General features: G+C 42.4%; 15 protein-coding genes and 1 tRNA gene. 7 read left to right on the top strand and 9 right to left on the bottom strand.

The genetic code is table 11. From position 1 onward, the window contains the following. The coding region (locus QTN47_RS15000) for a collagen-like domain-containing protein (protein WP_369330205.1) at positions 1 to 1,422 on the top strand (1,422 nt) is incomplete at its 5' end. A 165-nt stretch (positions 1,423 to 1,587) separates the two neighbouring features. Here the strand turns inward: QTN47_RS15000 and QTN47_RS14995 are convergent. From QTN47_RS14995 to QTN47_RS14965, 7 genes are all read right to left on the bottom strand, one after another. Next, entirely contained in the window at positions 1,588 to 2,196 is a 609-nt protein-coding gene (locus QTN47_RS14995) for a phage tail protein (RefSeq protein ID WP_369330204.1), read from the bottom strand. Positions 2,197 to 2,223: 27 nt separating this feature from the next. Continuing rightward, positions 2,224 to 2,835, bottom strand: coding sequence for a phage tail protein (locus QTN47_RS14990; protein WP_369330203.1), 612 nt, complete (start codon positions 2,833 to 2,835; stop codon positions 2,224 to 2,226). Between the two features lie 24 nt (positions 2,836 to 2,859). Next, positions 2,860 to 3,459: a phage tail protein gene (locus QTN47_RS14985; protein WP_369330202.1), complete on the bottom strand. Its 600-nt coding sequence runs from the start codon at positions 3,457 to 3,459 to the stop codon at positions 2,860 to 2,862. Between the two features lie 104 nt (positions 3,460 to 3,563). Beyond that, entirely contained in the window at positions 3,564 to 4,502 is a 939-nt protein-coding gene (locus QTN47_RS14980) for a methionyl-tRNA formyltransferase (protein WP_369330201.1), read from the bottom strand. A gap of 1 nt (position 4,503) precedes the next feature. Further along, on the bottom strand, positions 4,504 to 5,577 hold the full coding sequence (locus tag QTN47_RS14975) for an ABC transporter substrate-binding protein (RefSeq protein ID WP_369330200.1): 1,074 nt from the start codon (positions 5,575 to 5,577) through the stop codon (positions 4,504 to 4,506). A gap of 202 nt (positions 5,578 to 5,779) precedes the next feature. Then, positions 5,780 to 6,748 (bottom strand): hypothetical protein, encoded by a 969-nt coding sequence (locus QTN47_RS14970; RefSeq protein ID WP_369330199.1) that lies wholly within the window; start codon positions 6,746 to 6,748, stop codon positions 5,780 to 5,782. A 23-nt stretch (positions 6,749 to 6,771) separates the two neighbouring features. Beyond that, entirely contained in the window at positions 6,772 to 7,467 is a 696-nt protein-coding gene (locus QTN47_RS14965; RefSeq protein ID WP_369330198.1) for an aspartyl/asparaginyl beta-hydroxylase domain-containing protein, read from the bottom strand. A gap of 230 nt (positions 7,468 to 7,697) precedes the next feature. Here QTN47_RS14965 and QTN47_RS14960 point away from each other — a divergent pair, with 230 nt between their 5' ends. Next, positions 7,698 to 8,474: a glycosyltransferase family 2 protein gene (locus tag QTN47_RS14960; protein WP_369330197.1), complete on the top strand. Its 777-nt coding sequence runs from the start codon at positions 7,698 to 7,700 to the stop codon at positions 8,472 to 8,474. After that, entirely contained in the window at positions 8,426 to 8,773 is a 348-nt protein-coding gene (locus QTN47_RS14955; protein WP_369330196.1) for a DUF2304 domain-containing protein, read from the top strand. The genes QTN47_RS14960 and QTN47_RS14955 overlap by 49 nt, the downstream gene beginning before the upstream one ends. A gap of 505 nt (positions 8,774 to 9,278) precedes the next feature. Here QTN47_RS14955 and QTN47_RS14950 read toward each other — a convergent pair. Beyond that, a tRNA-Ile gene (locus tag QTN47_RS14950) sits at positions 9,279 to 9,352 on the bottom strand. A gap of 110 nt (positions 9,353 to 9,462) precedes the next feature. Here QTN47_RS14950 and QTN47_RS14945 point away from each other — a divergent pair. Next, the gene (locus QTN47_RS14945; RefSeq protein WP_369330195.1) at positions 9,463 to 10,077 is read left to right on the top strand and encodes an HAD family hydrolase; all 615 of its coding nucleotides are present in this window, start codon (positions 9,463 to 9,465) and stop codon (positions 10,075 to 10,077) included. Positions 10,078 to 10,308: 231 nt separating this feature from the next. On the opposite strand, the gene QTN47_RS14940 is transcribed toward QTN47_RS14945, so the two are convergent. After that, on the bottom strand, positions 10,309 to 10,569 hold the full coding sequence (locus QTN47_RS14940; protein ID WP_369330194.1) for a DUF4834 family protein: 261 nt from the start codon (positions 10,567 to 10,569) through the stop codon (positions 10,309 to 10,311). Positions 10,570 to 11,468: 899 nt separating this feature from the next. Here QTN47_RS14940 and QTN47_RS14935 point away from each other — a divergent pair. The 3 genes from QTN47_RS14935 to infB all read left to right on the top strand — a co-directional run bounded on the left by QTN47_RS14935 (position 11,469) and on the right by infB (position 16,811). Then, a complete protein-coding gene (locus QTN47_RS14935) occupies positions 11,469 to 11,939 on the top strand; it encodes an LSm family protein (RefSeq protein ID WP_369330193.1) in 471 nt (156 codons plus the stop codon). Between the two features lie 63 nt (positions 11,940 to 12,002). Then, entirely contained in the window at positions 12,003 to 13,250 is a 1,248-nt protein-coding gene (gene nusA, locus QTN47_RS14930) for a transcription termination factor NusA (protein WP_369330192.1), read from the top strand. A 174-nt stretch (positions 13,251 to 13,424) separates the two neighbouring features. Continuing rightward, positions 13,425 to 16,811 carry a translation initiation factor IF-2 gene (gene infB, locus QTN47_RS14925; protein WP_369330191.1) on the top strand — a complete coding sequence of 1,129 codons (3,387 nt, stop codon included), beginning with the start codon at positions 13,425 to 13,427 and terminating at the stop codon, positions 16,809 to 16,811. Positions 16,812 to 17,177: the final 366 nt, after the last annotated feature.

Here is a 17,177-nt window from a genome sequence, read left to right as displayed (position 1 = left end):
GATACTGGTCCACAAGGATTACAAGGTGTACAAGGTGTTACCGGAGCAACTGGTGCAACTGGCGCACAAGGTATCCAGGGCGTGGCAGGTGCTACAGGTGATACTGGTCCACAAGGATTACAAGGTGTACAAGGTGTTACCGGAGCAACTGGTGCAACTGGCGCACAAGGTATCCAGGGCGTGGCAGGTGCTACAGGTAATACTGGTCCACAAGGACTACAAGGTGTACAAGGTGTTACCGGAGCAACAGGTGCAACTGGCGCACAAGGTATCCAGGGTGCGGCAGGTGCTACAGGTAATACTGGTCCACAAGGGTTACAAGGTGTTCAAGGCGTTACCGGAGCAACTGGTGCAACTGGCGCACAAGGTATCCAGGGCGTGGCAGGTGCTACAGGTGATACTGGTCCACAAGGAATACAAGGTGTTCAAGGCGTTACCGGAGCAACTGGTATTACAGGGGCTCAAGGCGCTACAGGTTATACAGGTGCTACTGGTTCAGTTGGTGCAACAGGTGCTATTGGCCCACAAGGAATACAAGGTGTACAAGGCGTTCAAGGCGTAACCGGAGCAACAGGTGTTACGGGTGCAGCAGGCGTCACAGGAGCTACCGGTGCAACAGGCGCTACGGGAGCTACCGGGGTTACCGGTGCGCCGGGTGCAACAGGTGCAGGATTTAGTATTGGTACAGCAGCCAATCAGATTTATATAACAGGAAGCAGTCCTTTTGCACCCACTAACCCGGTAACTACATTGCCTGCAAGTGCTGAACCTGCTCATACCGGCGACGTTACAAATACCGCAGGTTCGCTGGCATTAAGCATTACAACCAATAGCCCAACTACGGGTAATAATATAGTAACGGCATTGGGACAAGCCAATTCAGGTACTATACCGGCCGCGAGATTGGGAACGGGTTCAGGCTCGTCTACTAAATACTTAGACGGTACAGGTGCATTCAGTACACCGAGTGGTGGAGGAAGTACGGTGGAACTACTGGCAACAATGAGTACTTCCCAAACAATCACACCACCAAGCGGAAGTACTCTTACTGCTGATGTGAATTTTAACACTACCTCAGTTACGCCAACTTACGGTTCATTTAATACCTCCACTTATAGTTATACGGTTGGAACCACAGGATTTTATTTGATAACCGTTAATCTTGCAGCTACAGGAAACGCTCTCATTTACCCGAATATCTATGTTAACGGTACCGCAACAGACGTGGGAGTCGGTTCTAATAATGCAAACGGTACTTCAATAGGAGGCAATATAATTCAGGCACGCGGCACAATATCAACAGTAAAGAAATTGACTGCGGGAGATGTTGTGAAAATTGGTTTAACAAATCTCAACCTCGCAGCACTTGGCGTAACTCTACCTGCCAATGGTCCTTCAACTTTTACTATTACAAAAATGTAATTGTAAGTTTATAGATTCAATGAAAAGAGCATCTTACAGATGCTCTTTTCATTTTACCGCAACTGCATTTCTTTACTATGTATTTCATTTTTTTAAAGTGTGTATATAAAATAAAAGCTCCCATGACGGGAGCTTTTGTTTTATATCAGTTATTGTACAACAAAATTAATTCCTCGTAGGGAAAATACCTTCCGTACAAATGATATAATTAATCACTTGATAAGGCTGCAAATTATTATGAGGTAAGCTGCTTCCAACGGCAGCAACAGTAACATTAGGTGCAGGCCCTGAAAAATTTGTAATAGCAATTGAAGCACTTGCCATAGGAGTGGTAGCACTTCCTGCAGGAGCGTAAACTGTGGAACCATTACCATCAGCGCCCAATAAAGAACCTGCAGGAGTAACGCCTCCTCCTCCTGGTGCACTTCCATTTAAAGTAGCTGTCGCAGTTGCAGCTGCAGTACCTGGCGTAACAGTTGTTTCGTGTGTGTGTACGGGCAATTGGGTTTGAAGCAACGTAACATTTTCTGTACCTGTTACCATACCCAGACTATAGTTTGCCAATCCGAGGCCTTGACCTGTACCCACCGGTACCCTGCTTCTGAGATCGGGCAAATTGAAAGTACTAACGCCATCGCCTCCGTAAACGGTACCGATCAACGCATAAAGCGCTGTATAATTACTGATGGGCAATTGCTGTCCGGCACAAAACATCCAGGCCCTTGGCGCAAAAGTGCCACCAAACATGCGTACTTCTGCTAAATAACCTTCCATAATTTTTTATTTTACTGAGTAAAAAAATTAGTTTCTTGAAGGGAATAATCCCTGCATACATATAATATAGTTCATTCCCAATACCGGTTGAATATTACTGTGAGGTAAGTTACCGCCTGCATTGGCTAACGTAATACCAACGGTAGGCGCAGTAATATTACTTATAGTAACGGAACCGGCGGCCATTGCAGCAACAGTGCTCGTTCCCGAAGCATATATAGTAACATTGCCGTTCCCGTCATCCGCGCCCAATAAGTTTCCGCCGGGTACTGCCAAAGTACCGGCAGTATCTGTACCATTTAAAGTAATATTAGCCGTTGCCTGCCCTGTACCTGCAGTTATGGCGATAGGGTGATTGTGTGCAGGCATTTCTGTAGCCAGCAAAGTGTGAAACTCTTCGCCTGCTTTTTGTCCTAAAACAAAAGTACCCACTGGGCCTGTTCCTGTACCCACCGGTATCCTGCTTCTAAAATCCGGCAAACTGAAGGTTTGAATACCATCGCCGCCATACACTGTTCCTAAAAGCGCAAACAATGCTTGATTTTGTGCTATTGCCAATGTTTGTCCATTGCAAAGCGCCCAGGTTTTAGGAGCGAAGTTTGCTGCAAAGCAGCGAATTTCAGCCATTGTTCCTTCCATAAAATATTTTTTTAATTAGGTTTATTAATTTCTGGCAGGGTATGTCCCCGTTGTACAAACTATAAAGCTCATAGCAATATACGGTTGCATGTTGTTATGTGGTTGGTTGCCACCCGCAACAGCATCAACAGCAGTAGGCAACGGAATAGTAACATTGGTAAGCGATACCGCACTGGCTGCCATTGCAACCGGTGTGCTGTTACCCGGTGCAAACACTGTCAAGTTGCCGTCGCCTGCAATCAGGTTACCACCCGGACTTGCCAAGGTACCAGCAGTAGAACTGGCATTTAATGTAGCCGTAGCTGAGCCACCTGTTTGTGTTACCGAAGATGCATGAGTGTGTGCTGCCATTTCAGTGAGGTTCAATGTATGTGCAGTTTCTCCACCAACTTCACCAATGGTGTAAAGAGAATTTCCCGGAGATTGGCCTGCGCCTATCGGTGCCCTGCCTCTAAAATCCGGCAGCCCGAAAGTTGTAGTTCCATCTCCGCCATAGTATGTCCCTAATATAGAGAACAAGGCGGGATTTTGTCTTATGGCAATAAGCTGCGCTTGACAAAACGCCCAATTACGCGGTGCGAAGTTTCCTGCAAAAATGCGGATTTCGCCTACTGTTCCGTCCATAGTTTTTTGTTTTAAGGATAATTGTTTAATATCATTTAAGTCTAATGCCAGTTTTTGAATAAAAGAAGCGCCGGCGCTCCCTTTCAAATAGTCCGGGAGAATAATTAATAAAACACTTCTCCGGGTTTAAACCCTAAGCTGAACAATTTTATTCCCGACAAATACCCTTCTTGCATACTCACAATATTCACCTTCAAAAATTGTTTATCGCGGCATGCCACAATCAATCCATACACCTGATCTGCATACACTATAGTTCCCGGTATTATTTCTTGTGTATTGTTCGGATCTATGTTTACTGTTGCGGGTGAAACTTCCAATATTCGCACTTGCATTTGACGAATGTTTGTTGTAGCGCCGCCATACCTGGGATTCGTTGCATTTATCAACCATTCTATATCATCGGCCGTTTGTGTTTTCCAATGAATGGTAAGCTCTTGCTCGGTTGGAGCTTTACAATAAGTTCCGGATTGATCACTTTCAATTACAGGCAACACTTCATCTTTTTCCAATAGAGTTAGCACCTTACGAGTTGTATTAACGTTCAGTGCACCCAATCGCTGACAATGGATACCGTAAGTCTCACCCGGTATCACAGGTAGTTCATCAATCAATACAACCGGGCCTGCATCAATTTCATCCGTCATCACATGTATACTGATACCGCCCTTTTGCTCCATGTTTTTCAACTGCCAAAACACGGGATCAGTCCCTTTATATTCCGGCAACAAACCAAAATGAAAATTGATACATCCTTTCTTGGGAAGCGTTAATACCGATGCTGGAATTTTCCATGAAAACGTCATTACGAAAACAACATCAATTTCATTTTCGGTAATAATCCGTGTAAGGTCCGATTCAATATTTTTTCTTGTAAGAACATGGATAGAATCTCCTTCAATACCGATACTTGCTAAAGCCGGCATCAATATTTTACTCGACTTTTCGGTTATTCCCACAGCAACCAATTCACCTCTGTTACGCAATGCTATAGCCGCAGGCATAGCAAGTAAATCTGAATTACAAAGCAGTAATATTCTCATACTATATACAGAGATAAGGGTTAGCCCATCCAAAATTCATGTCACCATGTAATGTTTGCATGGCTTGATTTTTTTTATCAAAAGTGTCGAACGATGTTACGATTGAAGGCGCCGGTTTACTTCCGTTAGCCGGCAAATCATATTTAACAATCGTCAATTCATCTCCTGAACTGTTATTGGCAACAGAAAACATGTTATGTAAGTTTTCAAGTTGCTTTTGCAAATCGGTGCCGTCAGAAGCCAATGCAGCTTTAGCAATATTTACTCCTGTTGTATAACCCAAATCATAGAATGCTTTCTCTGCCAGATACTCAGGCTTGTTGGTTACCGGCAATGTTGAGTAGACCGTTAAGTGTTCTTGCAAAGGCTCAAACGGTGCCGTTAAAAACGGCAGGCCTGTTACCTTGATTTTATGATGCCAGCCTCTGTTTATAAATTCGTTTAAGAACAATGTCGTTTCCTTACCGCAGAATGTTGCGAAAATAAAATCAGGTTCATACTTTTCAATAAAAGGAAAAAGAACGCTGATGTCAGCCAACTCCCCGGCAGCAGGCATTGGCGTTACCGAAAATGACCATTTGCTTTCCGGGTCACCTGCTGTCATGCCCATATTAAACATTTGCGAAAAGCTGTAACCCGCATCATATATAGAACTTACGAACATCCCTTTTTTACCCAAAGTTTGTACGCCCCATTTTCCCATTGTAAAGGCATGTTGCCACAAGTGCATTGAGTTTACGAATATGTACTCGTTTATTTTTTTTACATTCGGAATATGGCCGCCAAGGTTATTTATGATAATGGATTTTTTTCTTGTTTTAAAACTTTCAGACAAGTCTTCCATTACCTTGCTTGAGACAATTCCTGTTATAATATCTACATCATGATAATTAAAAAACTTGTTGCACGCTTCTTCTGTTTGTTTCAAACTGCCTTGTCCTATAAACTCTTTGACAATTTCTGCGTTGATCTCCGGCGAAAGCTTTAATCCATCCTTCAACCCTTTCTCAAAATCTTTGCTGATAGGCAAAATAGTGGACGAAGGCAGCAACACTCCTACTGAAATACTTTCCATCTAAATACTATTATTGTTTATAAATTTATCTTTCTGCCCTTAATTCAACTTACCGGTTTATCTGGTGCCGGAAAAGTACTATTGCCGCTTTGGTTAAAGAACAATTAATGATCCTTATGAATCTCCCGTCCATCCGCATCTCATCGTCAATACGTCATTGCTTTCATCCGGAGAGGCCTCACAACAATTAACCGATTTTATGCTACACTTGTTGTAAAGAACTTTTTCTGATTGCATCTAATGCCTTGTATGCCATAAATGCATTTTGCAAATGCTCGTCTGTATTTAAACCTGATAAAGGTTTTTCATCAAACACTTTATAGGGGTCTTTAGCATCAAAGTGCATTCTTTCATTGTATAAATCTTCTGAGCCTTTGCCGAATTGTATTCCTGAGGAATGCAACACTTTCAAAGCAATATTTTCTATACCGTCTTTATAATTGAACAAATGCACATTATTATCGATGACTGCTATTTGTTGCATTTTTTTGTAATACTGTTCCAGCACCGCTGCTACGTGTATTTCATAGGCCCCTCCAACTTCCGGTAATTCTCCCAATTGAAATATTTCTTTCTCTATCATTCCCGGAACTGCATGAAGCCCTTTATTTTTCATTTGGGACCGCACAACTTCGTCCGGCCTTCTGAACAATAGAATAAAAGGTATTTGCGGATAGATAGCCCGCCATTCTTCATAAAAGAACAGATGCCAACTATCTGCCTTTATAAAAAGTTGTTCTTCATTTCCTTTTCTTTTTTGTCCATAGAATGCAACTGCATCTTTTAATAGATGACTGTAATCTTTTCCGTTCTCTTTATACTTTGATCGCAAAAGATCATCAAAAAAAGGCACCTCCGATAATACAATATGCTTTTCATTTAAACTCAACAGCTGAGATAATAAAGTAGAACCGCATCTTGACACATGAAATATAATAGCAGAAGGTTTTATGGACGCCTGTTCTTTGGACCATACACTCAACATATCAACAGAACTACTGCTTTTAAACTTTTTTTGATTTTCCGGCAAATATTTGATCTTGAACAGCGTTGTATCGAAAAAAGGATCGGTATAAGGGATATTGCCGGTCTTCAACCATTGTACGGTTTTGCCCTCCTTTAAACTATAAGGAATATAATTATACAAATCGGATACACCGGAGGTATGCATAAGGACTATTAGATTTTGCTCTGTTAATTTAAAACGTTTTGCTTCAGTCGGCTTTCCAGTGAAGCGGCCCAGGCCAGCGTTGCCGGTGTATTGGATCTTTTCAACTCATCTATAACCAATAATGTTTCTTCTATATTTTCTACATCTTCTTTTTCACTTTTTTCTGCGTTGTCAAAAATATCTTTCAACCAATCATTCACCATACAATCTATTACAAGATGAATACGATCTGAATTGCTATTGTTTTCAACGCTGTGTATAAGATTTGCATTCAAGTACCAACATTCGCCTTCTCTCATCGGCACCAGTTCATCTTCCGAATAAAATAATACCTTTTCGTTTGTAAAAATGGGAATATGCAATCTGGCTTCACCTTTTTCAAATGCTAAATCAGCGTCTTTGTGGGGTTTGATAACAGAGCCGCTTGTTAAATTTAACAACCGTACCGAACACACCGGGCACTCAAGTCCGGCTATGACCTTTTGTATTGCCGGGCATTGCGTCATTAAAGGTGTGTCCTCAAAAACCTGCGTATCGGAAAGAAGTTGCGGGATGATATTATTTGCTTTACCTCCGGGAGATCTTAATGATAACGCTGACCAACTGCCTGCGTAATCTTTGATATTTAAATGCAGTTGCCAATCGGAAGATAATTGCATCACTTCTTTTTGGATTGCCTGAATATCAATATTCATGTCAATTTTGGCAAAGCGTATCATAAGCAGTGGTAGAGGACTTTTTTAATTGGATTTTTTCAAATCTACAACACTTTCATACAATACGATAACAATTACCCATTATTTTATACGATCACGTGTTTATATGTGTTTCAAATTGACTTTAAATTTTAGCATTATTGAAACCGGGTTCACTTAAGGTTTTCTGTACCGCTTCATTTGCAATTGTTTTATACTTTAGCTTTGTAACCGGTATCGACAACCAATAGCCTATGTCTCAACCTAAAAAAGTATTAATTATCATTCCGTGCTACAATGAAGCTGCTTCAATCGGTCCATTACTGAGAGAACTTTATTCGCTTACGATAGATGAAAATTTTGAATTGAAAGCTGCCGTAATAAATGATTGCTCTACAGACAATACAGCCGATGTTGTAAGAAGGTTTTCAGATGCAGTTTTATTGGATTTGCCCGTAAACCTGGGCATCGGCGGTGCTATGCAAACCGGTTTTAAATACGCATACGAAAACGGTTTTGACTATGCGATCCAGGCAGACGGAGACGGACAACATCCGGTATCTGTTATTCCCGACTTATTGAGTGAAGCAGAAAAAGGCAATTGTGATATTGTGATCGGCTCCAGATTCCTGGAAAAAAAAGGTTTTCAATCATCTACTGCAAGAAGGGCGGGCATTCGTTATTTCAAACAATTAAACAGAGCACTGACCGGTATCACAGTTACGGATAATACTTCAGGTTTTCGATTGTTTAACAAACGCGCACTGGAATTGTCTGTACAATACTACCCGGACAAATATCCCGAGCCTGAGTCCATTATCGTTTTTGCTTTGAACGGATTAACCATTAAAGAAATTCCGGTTGAAATGAATGAGCGACAAGGTGGTGTTTCATCCATCAGCGCATTCTCTGCGGTTTACTATATGTGCAAGGTTACGCTTGGAATTTTTTATACTTTTATGCGTCTTAAAACTCAATTCAAATGGCAAAGATCCAGGTCATCACTATCATTGCAAGTCTACTCTTCTTAAGCTACATCACTCGCCTGATATTAAAAGGAAAACTGCGCGAAGAGTATTCGATCGTTTGGATTGTTTGCACAACTATCTTAATTACATTTTCCTTTTGGAGAGATGGATTGGGCATTATGGCCAGGCTGTTTGGTGTGTATGAAGCGCCCAACCTGGTATTTACGGGTGCCATATTTGCTATCCTGATTTACCTGCTTCACTTAAGTGTTGTTGTATCCAGGCTGCATGCTCAGAACAAAGACATGGCGCAACAAATAGCACTAATGAAAGAAAAGATGAAAAAACAAGAGTCGTGTTAAGTAAAAAAAAAGTAAAATTAGAACTACTGTCATGTTACAAATAAAATGTCACGTTTTGATTTTGCTACAATATGTAATAAGCGTCTTAATAAATGCCGATAATCTACGTAGCATACAGGTCTGGCGAATAAGGAGGCAAGAAGGCAACGCTAATTTATCCTTTATTGACTTAACAAACTTTTAATTGGCTTTTGCATAATCAAATCGAGCATTGTCCGATACTGATAACATCTTCCTTTCCGGCCTTTGATGTTTGAGAATTCGGTCAGGAAATTTTTTTAATAGTTCTGCATTTCGAAGAGGAATATCCGGAGGTCCAAATTAAACTCCTCCCGGCGCGCGTGTTCAGCAGGATCATGTTTACCGATTCAATCACGATCGCAAAAAACGTCGTGTACCGTCGTGCCCTCGTGTCTCCGTGGTTCCCTGCCTCAGTGGTTCCCCAAACAAAAAGCCGCGCAATCTCTTACGCGGCTCTTATAAATTTTAAGTTTTTCAACTTTTGTGGGCCCACCTGGGCTTGAACCAGGGACCCCCTGATTATGAGTCAGGTGCTCTAACCAGCTGAGCTATAGGCCCTGAGTTAGCAAAATGCATAACAATTCGCTAACGCTAAGGGAGCGCAAAAATAGAAAAAACATAATACAATCCAAGATATTTTGTAAAAATCATTCAGTTAGTTTTGTTGCATGCAGAACATTAAAAACATCATCTTCGACCTGGGCGGAGTTTTTATGAATATTGACTTTGCTAAAACCAATGAAGCATTCGCCGCTGCAGGTCTTACAAATTTCAAAGAGCATTTTACGCAACATCATGCTACTCCCATGTTTGAGTTGCTGGAAACCGGTAAAATAAGTCCAGAAGAGTTTTACGACAGCTTCAGAAAAGAAGTCTACGAACCCATCACCAACGAACAGATCAGGGATGCATGGAACGCTTTATTACTTGATTTTCCAAAAGATAGAATTGTCTGGCTGGATGAGATCAGGACAAAATACAATGTCTACCTCTACTCAAATACCAATAAGATCCACTACGATGCCTTTATAGTAAGCTTTACAGAGCAAACGGGCTTCCCCGATTTTAATCATTATTTTAAAAAGGCCTACTATTCTCACGAGCTTGGCCTTAGAAAGCCATATCCGGAATCTTTCACCCATATTTTAACCGAAGAAAACCTGCTGGCGGAAGAAACTGTATTTATTGATGATACTTTTTCAAATATAGAAGGCGCGCAAAAAGCTGGCTTGCAAACAATTCATTTGGTGCATCCTAAGACAGTGCTGGATCTGGGGCTATAATGTTTAATTGAAAGTTGACAATTGAAAATTGAAAATGAAGGTGCAATGGCGTAAGGTATCAGGTGTAAGGCGTAAGGTAGGTGTAAGGATTGAGGTTTGAGGCGTAAACCTAAGAAAGGATGAAGGGAAATTGGGCTGCTGAACATAGGTACTTCGTACTTCGTAACTCGTACTTAAATAGACTGAAGCGGGCATAAAAAAGGGAAGATTCTCGTCTTCCCTGGCTATTTTTTAGTTCTTAACTTCCTCAAAATCAATGTAGTCGTCGCTTTTTGACTTTGGTGCAGCACTTGCCCGCTGTTGTGCAGCCTGAGCTTGCGCCTGGGCTTGCTGCTGTTGCTGTTGTTGCCTGTACTGCTCTTGTTGCATTTTCTGCATTTGTTCAATATTATTCCTTACCTGTGAGGTTGCTTTGGAAACCGGCACAATAAAATCGAACACCAGTTTATACAGAAAATAGAAAAGCAGAATGGAAAGTATAATCTTGATCATGGGGCAAAGTTAAAGGGTACGATTGGGAAAAGGTGTTAAAACTGGCTGGGATTTTTGTCGGGGCCGGGATTTAGAGGATTAGTGGATTAGCGGGATTATGATTGGGGCTGGAATTTTTGTTGGGACCGGGATTTTTGTCGTGGCCGGGATTTCGAGGATTAGTGGATTAACGGGATTCATATTTACCAGAGAACTGTGACGATCATCACCAATAAGTGCCAGAAACTCAAAGTGCGAAGAAAAAGCTGGTAGCTAATAGCTGACAGCTAAAAACCAGTCTGGACCGGGATTTAACAGATTGAGGATTAATGGGATTCTAATCTTCGAACGACTATCGCGAAAAAGAATAAGAACCTCAAGGTGCGCGGAAAAAAGCTGATACCTGATAGCTGACAGCTAAAAACCAGTCCGGACCGGGATTTAACAGATTAGAGGATTAATGGGATTTAATCTTCGAACGACTATCGCGAAAAAGAATAAGAACCTCAAGGTGCGCGGAAAAAGCTGATGCCTGATAGCTGACACCTGATAGCTTTCTGCTGGTAGCTAAAAGCTGATGCAGACCTGATTTAAGAGATTAAAGGATTAACGGGATCATTTATTATTGGAGAACTGGGAAGATTATCATCAATTAGAATCAGAAACTCAAAGAGCGAGGAAAAAAGCTGATACCTGATAGCTAATAGCTGACAGCTTTTTTTTGCTGGCTCGATCTTTTCTCCTACATTTGCAAACGGAAAAGAAGTAAAGAAGGGAACGACATCGTTCCCTTCTCTTTTTACCTGACGTCTCCGGGACAGTTTAACCCTTTATTTACAGCGTTTTAAAGATATTGGGAAAGAACATAAAACTGTTCTTTCGAAGATTATATAGAATAAATTTCAATTCCGGGTTTTACTATGGCAACAGATACACAGTTAGAGGTTATTGAACAGTTGGTTGACAAACTGCTGGCAGAAGAACCTGAATATTTTAAAGTGAATGTTAAAATAAAACCGACGAATAACATCAAGGTTTTTATAGATGGCGATAAAGGTATAGCAGTTGATAAATGTGTACAATTCAACAGGAAGCTGTACAAGTTAATTGAAGAAACAGGCATGTATCCGGAAGGAGAGTTCTCCCTGGAAGTTTCTTCGCCAGGCGTTGGAGAGCCGCTGAAAAATAACAGGCAATATGTCAAAAACGTGGGCAGGTTGGTCGAAGTGGTTTTCAATGATGGTGCAGTTAAGGAAGGGAAGCTGCTGGAGGTAGCGGAAAGCGATATCATTATCGAACATACCGAAGGCAAGGGAAAAAAGGCTGTAACACAGCAAATTGTAATTCCATTTACTAATATAAAATCAACAACAGTTCAAATACAATTTTAATCCGCCGCCCGTTTTGCTAACAGGCAAACGGCGTATCGGCTTAAAGCTTTTAAAAATAAGGCAATGGCAAGTATCAACTTAATTGAGGCATTCCAGGAATTTAAAGATGCAGAAAATATTGACCGTCCTACCATGATGAAGGTGGTTGAAGATGTTTTCAAAACTTTGCTTCGCAAGAAATACGGCAGTGATGACAATTTCGACGTAATTGTTAATGCCGAAAAAGGTGACCTGGAAATTATCCGCAGGCGTATGATCGTAGAAGATGGGGAAGTGCAGGATCCTTTGGCTGAAGTTGAATATAATGAAGCAGTGAAGATTGAGCCGGATTTTGAAGTGGGTGAAGAATTGTACGAAGAAGTAAATATCTTCGATTTCGGTCGCCGCGCTATCCTTGCCGCAAAACAAACGCTGGCAAGCCGTATCAGCGATCTTAAAAAGAATGTGCTCGTTAAGAAATACAGTGAAAGAATAGGTGAAATTGTCAGCGCAGAAGTATACCAGGTTTGGAAAAAAGAGGTTTTGTTGCTTGACGAAGAAGGAAGTGAGTTAATCCTGCCCAAAAGTGAGCAGATTCCTCAGGATTATTTCAAAAAAGGTGAAAACATCAGGGCTGTAGTTCGCAGGGTTGATATGAAAAATAACACACCTGTAATTATTCTTTCTAGAACAAGCCCGGATTTTCTTGCTAAATTGCTCGAAATTGAAGTTCCTGAAATTTTTGACGGCCTTATCAGCATCCGCAAAATTGTTCGCGAGCCAGGTGAGAGAGCAAAAGTTGCTGTGGAAAGCTTTGACGACAGAATTGATCCCGTTGGTGCCTGCGTTGGTATGAAAGGTAGCCGTATCCACGGTATCGTTCGCGAATTAAAGAACGAAAACATCGACGTAATTAACTTCACTACCAATATCCAATTGCTTATTCAGCGTTCGTTAACGCCGGCTAAAATCAGTTATATGGAGCTGGATAACGATAGAAAACATGCGGACGTGTATCTGAAAGCCGACCAGGTTTCACTGGCTATCGGACGCCGTGGTGTAAACATTAAACTGGCATGTGAATTGACCGGTTATGATATTGATGTATACCGCGAAAATGAAGGAGAAGTTGAAGAATTTGATATTGACCTGGAAGAATTCAGCGATGAAATTGAACCATGGGTTATTGAAGAACTGAAACGCGTTGGTTGTGATACAGCGCGCAGCGTACTGGATCTAACCACCGAGGAACTTGAAAGAAGAACAGACCTGGAAAAAGAAACTATAGAAGATGTAAGAAGAGTATTGGAAGAAGAATTTGAAAGAGAGTAAAAGCCTTCTACAGACCGGCTTAGCAAAAGTACAGTTGGTTTTGCTACAAACAGTTGATAATAAGATTTCTGTTTCGGTAGTACTTTAGCGTGGGAAGGGTTACTATTAAGGCTTTTAAGAATAAAACAACAGATCGCCCGGAGCGGGTTGGATCGGTGAAATAAAAAAAACTGAATGTCAGAACTTAAATTACCAAGATTATTAGCCGCAGCGAAGGAATTTAACATTGGCCAGGATACCCTGGTAGAATTTCTTTCCGGTAAAGGGTTTAACCGCGACGAGCTGAAGCCTACAGCTAAGTTGTCGGAAAACATGTACCGTGCCCTGCAGCAGGAATTTCAAAGTGATAAGGTTGCTAAAAATAAAGCAGACCTTATTGAAATTCCTAAAGGAATTCAGGGTGAGGGAAGAAAGCGCAGGGAAGAGGATGAGGTTGTTTTCAAGAAGGAAGAGAAGAAGCCTGCAACAAAAGAAGAAACTAAAGCAGAACAGGAAGAAGAAAGAGTAGTTGAAGTAGCAACCGAGGTACCAGAGGTAAAAGCAAAAGAGGAAGTGGCTCCGCCACCGGTTAAAGAAAAAGAAGAAGTTAAACCGGAACCAGCGCCGCAACCAGTTGTTGCGCAGGAAAAAGAACCGGTGAAAGAGGTAGCCGAACCTCAGCCTCAGCCACAACCACAGGTTGAAGCTAAAACTTCGCAAAACGGCGAACAAGAAGTCATCAAGATTGAGGCTCCTGAAATAGAGGGACCGAAAATCATCAATAAAATTGATCTTTCCACAATCGATTCTTCAACAAGACCTAAAAAGATTGTAAAGAAGAAAGAAGAAGAGGAAGAAAACAGGGCCGAAGAATCAGCACCTGTGAAGGAAGAACCAAAGCAAACTGCTCCACAGGCCCCACAGCCTGTTGCTGAAGAGAAAAAAGAAAGTCCGATAACTGCAGAAGAAACAAAACCTGCAGCAGAAAAAATTGAACAGCCTGTTAAACAGCAGCAACCAGAGAGCACTAAAGTTGAAAAAACAGTAAAAGAACCAGAAGTGGTTAAACCGGAATTTAATGCTCCTGCTGAAGCAGGCGAAGGAGATAGCTCTTCTCCAGTAATCGAAAATATCAGGGCTGAAAAAATTGAAGGTCCGAAGATCTTAGGCAAAATTGAATTGCCCGTTGACAGTGATACAAGGCCGAAGCCTTCTCACAACAGGGATGAAAAGCGCAAACGCAAACGCATTCCGGTTGATAAAAAAGGTGGTGATTCTCAAGGTCAGGGTCAGCAAGGTGGCGGCGGAGGAAACTTCCAGCGTCATCCTGGTCAACAAGGTGGCCAGCAGGGCGGCGGATTTAACCGCGGTGGACAACAAGGTGGCGGACAACAAGGCGGCGGTGGTTACAACCGCGGCGGTCAGCAAGGCCAGCAAGGCGGCGGTCAGCAGGGCGGTGGCTATAACCGTGGTGGTCAGCAGCAAGGCGGCGGCGGATTTAACCGTGGCGGTCAGGGTCAGCAAGGCGGTGGTTTCAACCGTGGTGGTCAGCAAGGCGGTGGTGGATTTAACCGCGGCGGCCAGCAAGGTGGAGGCGCACGTGGCGGAAGTAACGATAGAAGAGGCGGCAATAGAAATGCTCCGCGCATAGCACACCAGGACAGAGAAATCGATCAGAAAGAAATTCAGGAAAAAATACGTGAAACTCAGGCTAAACTAGCCGGTTCCGGTGGTCGCGGTAAGAGCTTAAAAGCAAAATACCGTCGTGAAAAACGCCAGGAAATGGCCGAAGCAATGGGCGAAACAGGAGAAGATAACAAACTACAGGTAACGGAATTTGTTACCGTTAGTGAGTTGGCAAACCTGATGGATGTAAGCTTTGCTGAAGTGATCAGCAAGTGTATGGGCCTTGGTATAATGGTATCCATCAACCAGCGCCTGGATGCGGAAGTTATTGAACTGGTTGCGGGCGAGTTTGGTTATGAAGTTGAATTCATCGGATTGGATGATCTTGAAGAAGAGGAAGAAGAAGAAGTTGACAGCGAAGAAGATCTGAAGACACGTTCTCCGATCGTTACAATCATGGGTCACGTTGACCACGGTAAAACATCTTTGCTGGATTATATCAGAAATGCCAGCGTTGTTGCCGGTGAGGCGGGTGGTATCACCCAGCACATTGGTGCGTACGAGGTAACATTACCGAACGAAAAACACATTACATTCCTTGATACACCGGGTCACGAAGCGTTTACCGCGATGCGTGCACGTGGTGCCAAGGCAACAGATATTGCAGTTATTGTGATCGCTGCGGATGATGCGGTGATGCCTCAAACCAAAGAGGCCATCAGCCACGCTCAGGCAGCAGGTGTTCCAATGATCTTTGCGATCAACAAGATTGATAAAGAAGGCGCAAATCCTACAAAGATTTACGAACAGCTTTCCCAGATGAACTTACTGGTAGAAGAGTGGGGTGGTAAATACCAAAGCCAGCAACTTTCTGCCAAACAAGGACTTAATGTGGACCTGTTGTTGGAAAAAATATTGCTGGAAGCTGAATTGCTGGATCTGAAAGCTAACCCTGACAGGGAAGCAACAGGTACCATCATTGAAGCCTCTCTTGATAAAGGTCGTGGTTACGTTGCAACTGTTCTTGTTCAGAACGGAACATTGCGTCAGGGCGACCTGATGGTGAGTGGTCAGCATTTTGGCCGCATCAAAGCCATGTTTAACGAACGTAACCAGCGTGTGGACGAGGCACCCCCTTCAACGCCGGTAGTGATCCTCGGCTTGAACGGCGCTCCGCAGGCGGGTGAGAAATTCAAAGTATTCCACGACGAAGGCGAAGCAAAAGATGTGGCTACCAAACGTGCACAGATCCTGCGTGAGCAAGGCTTGCGTGCAAGGAAACACATTACACTGGATGAAATCGGCCGTCGTCTTGCACTCGGAAACTTTAAAGAGCTTAATGTTATCATCAAAGGTGACGTGGATGGTTCTGTAGAAGCGTTGAGTGACTCATTACAGAAATTATCGACTGAAGAAGTTGCTGTAAGAGTGGTTCATAAAGCAGTTGGTCAGATCTCTGAAAGTGACGTTCTGCTGGCAACAGCTTCTGATGCTATTGTAATCGGCTTTAACGTTCGTCCTTCTTCACAGGCAAACAAACTTGCAGAAAACGAAGGCGTTCAGATCAAAACATACTCTATCATCTACAACGCGATAGAAGAAGTGAAGAGCGCGATGGAAGGTATGCTTGAGCCGAAAGTGGAAGAAAAAGAAGTTGCTTCTGTTGAAATACGTGAAGTTTACAAATTTGATAAAGCAACAGTTGCAGGTTGTTATGTTACAGAGGGTAAGATTAAACGTGACAGCAAGATCCGTCTGTTCCGCGATGGTATCCTTATCTATCCAAGACAGGAAGGTGCTTTTGCAGAACTCGGCAGCTTAAAACGCTTTAAAGATGATGTAAAAGAAGTAGCAACAAATTATGAGTGCGGTTTAACTCTGAAAAACTATTCCGACATCAACGTTGGCGACACATTGGTTGCTTACGAACAGGAAGAAGTTAAACGTACACTCTAGTTACTGTAAATACTTAAAAATCATACTAATAACACCGGTTGTAGCCGGTGTTATTTTATTTATGTGAGGTATCAGGTGTCAGGTATCAGGTGTGAGGCTTGGGTATAAGGCAAAGGTTTCAGTGTTAAGATGCCAGGCGTAAGGCATAAGTCTAAGTAGGTGTAAGGGAGGGCCAGCCAAACAGGCGCCTTCAAAGCGACCTCTATCGGCATATCGCTGTTGCATCTACTAAATCAGACATCCTCAAATCAGACATCAGCGATTTCCGATGCCAACATCGTACATCGTACACCATACATCTAACACTGTCTCCCCTTCCAATTCTTTGTTAAAAACTGTTAATCAAATGTCCGGAGGTATGCGCAA

The organism is Danxiaibacter flavus (genome assembly GCF_041060425.1).
GTDB lineage: Bacteria > Bacteroidota > Bacteroidia > Chitinophagales > Chitinophagaceae > Danxiaibacter > Danxiaibacter flavus.
The sequence above is the reverse complement of the archived record's forward strand: the minus strand, read 5'-3'. Positions and strand labels throughout refer to the sequence as shown.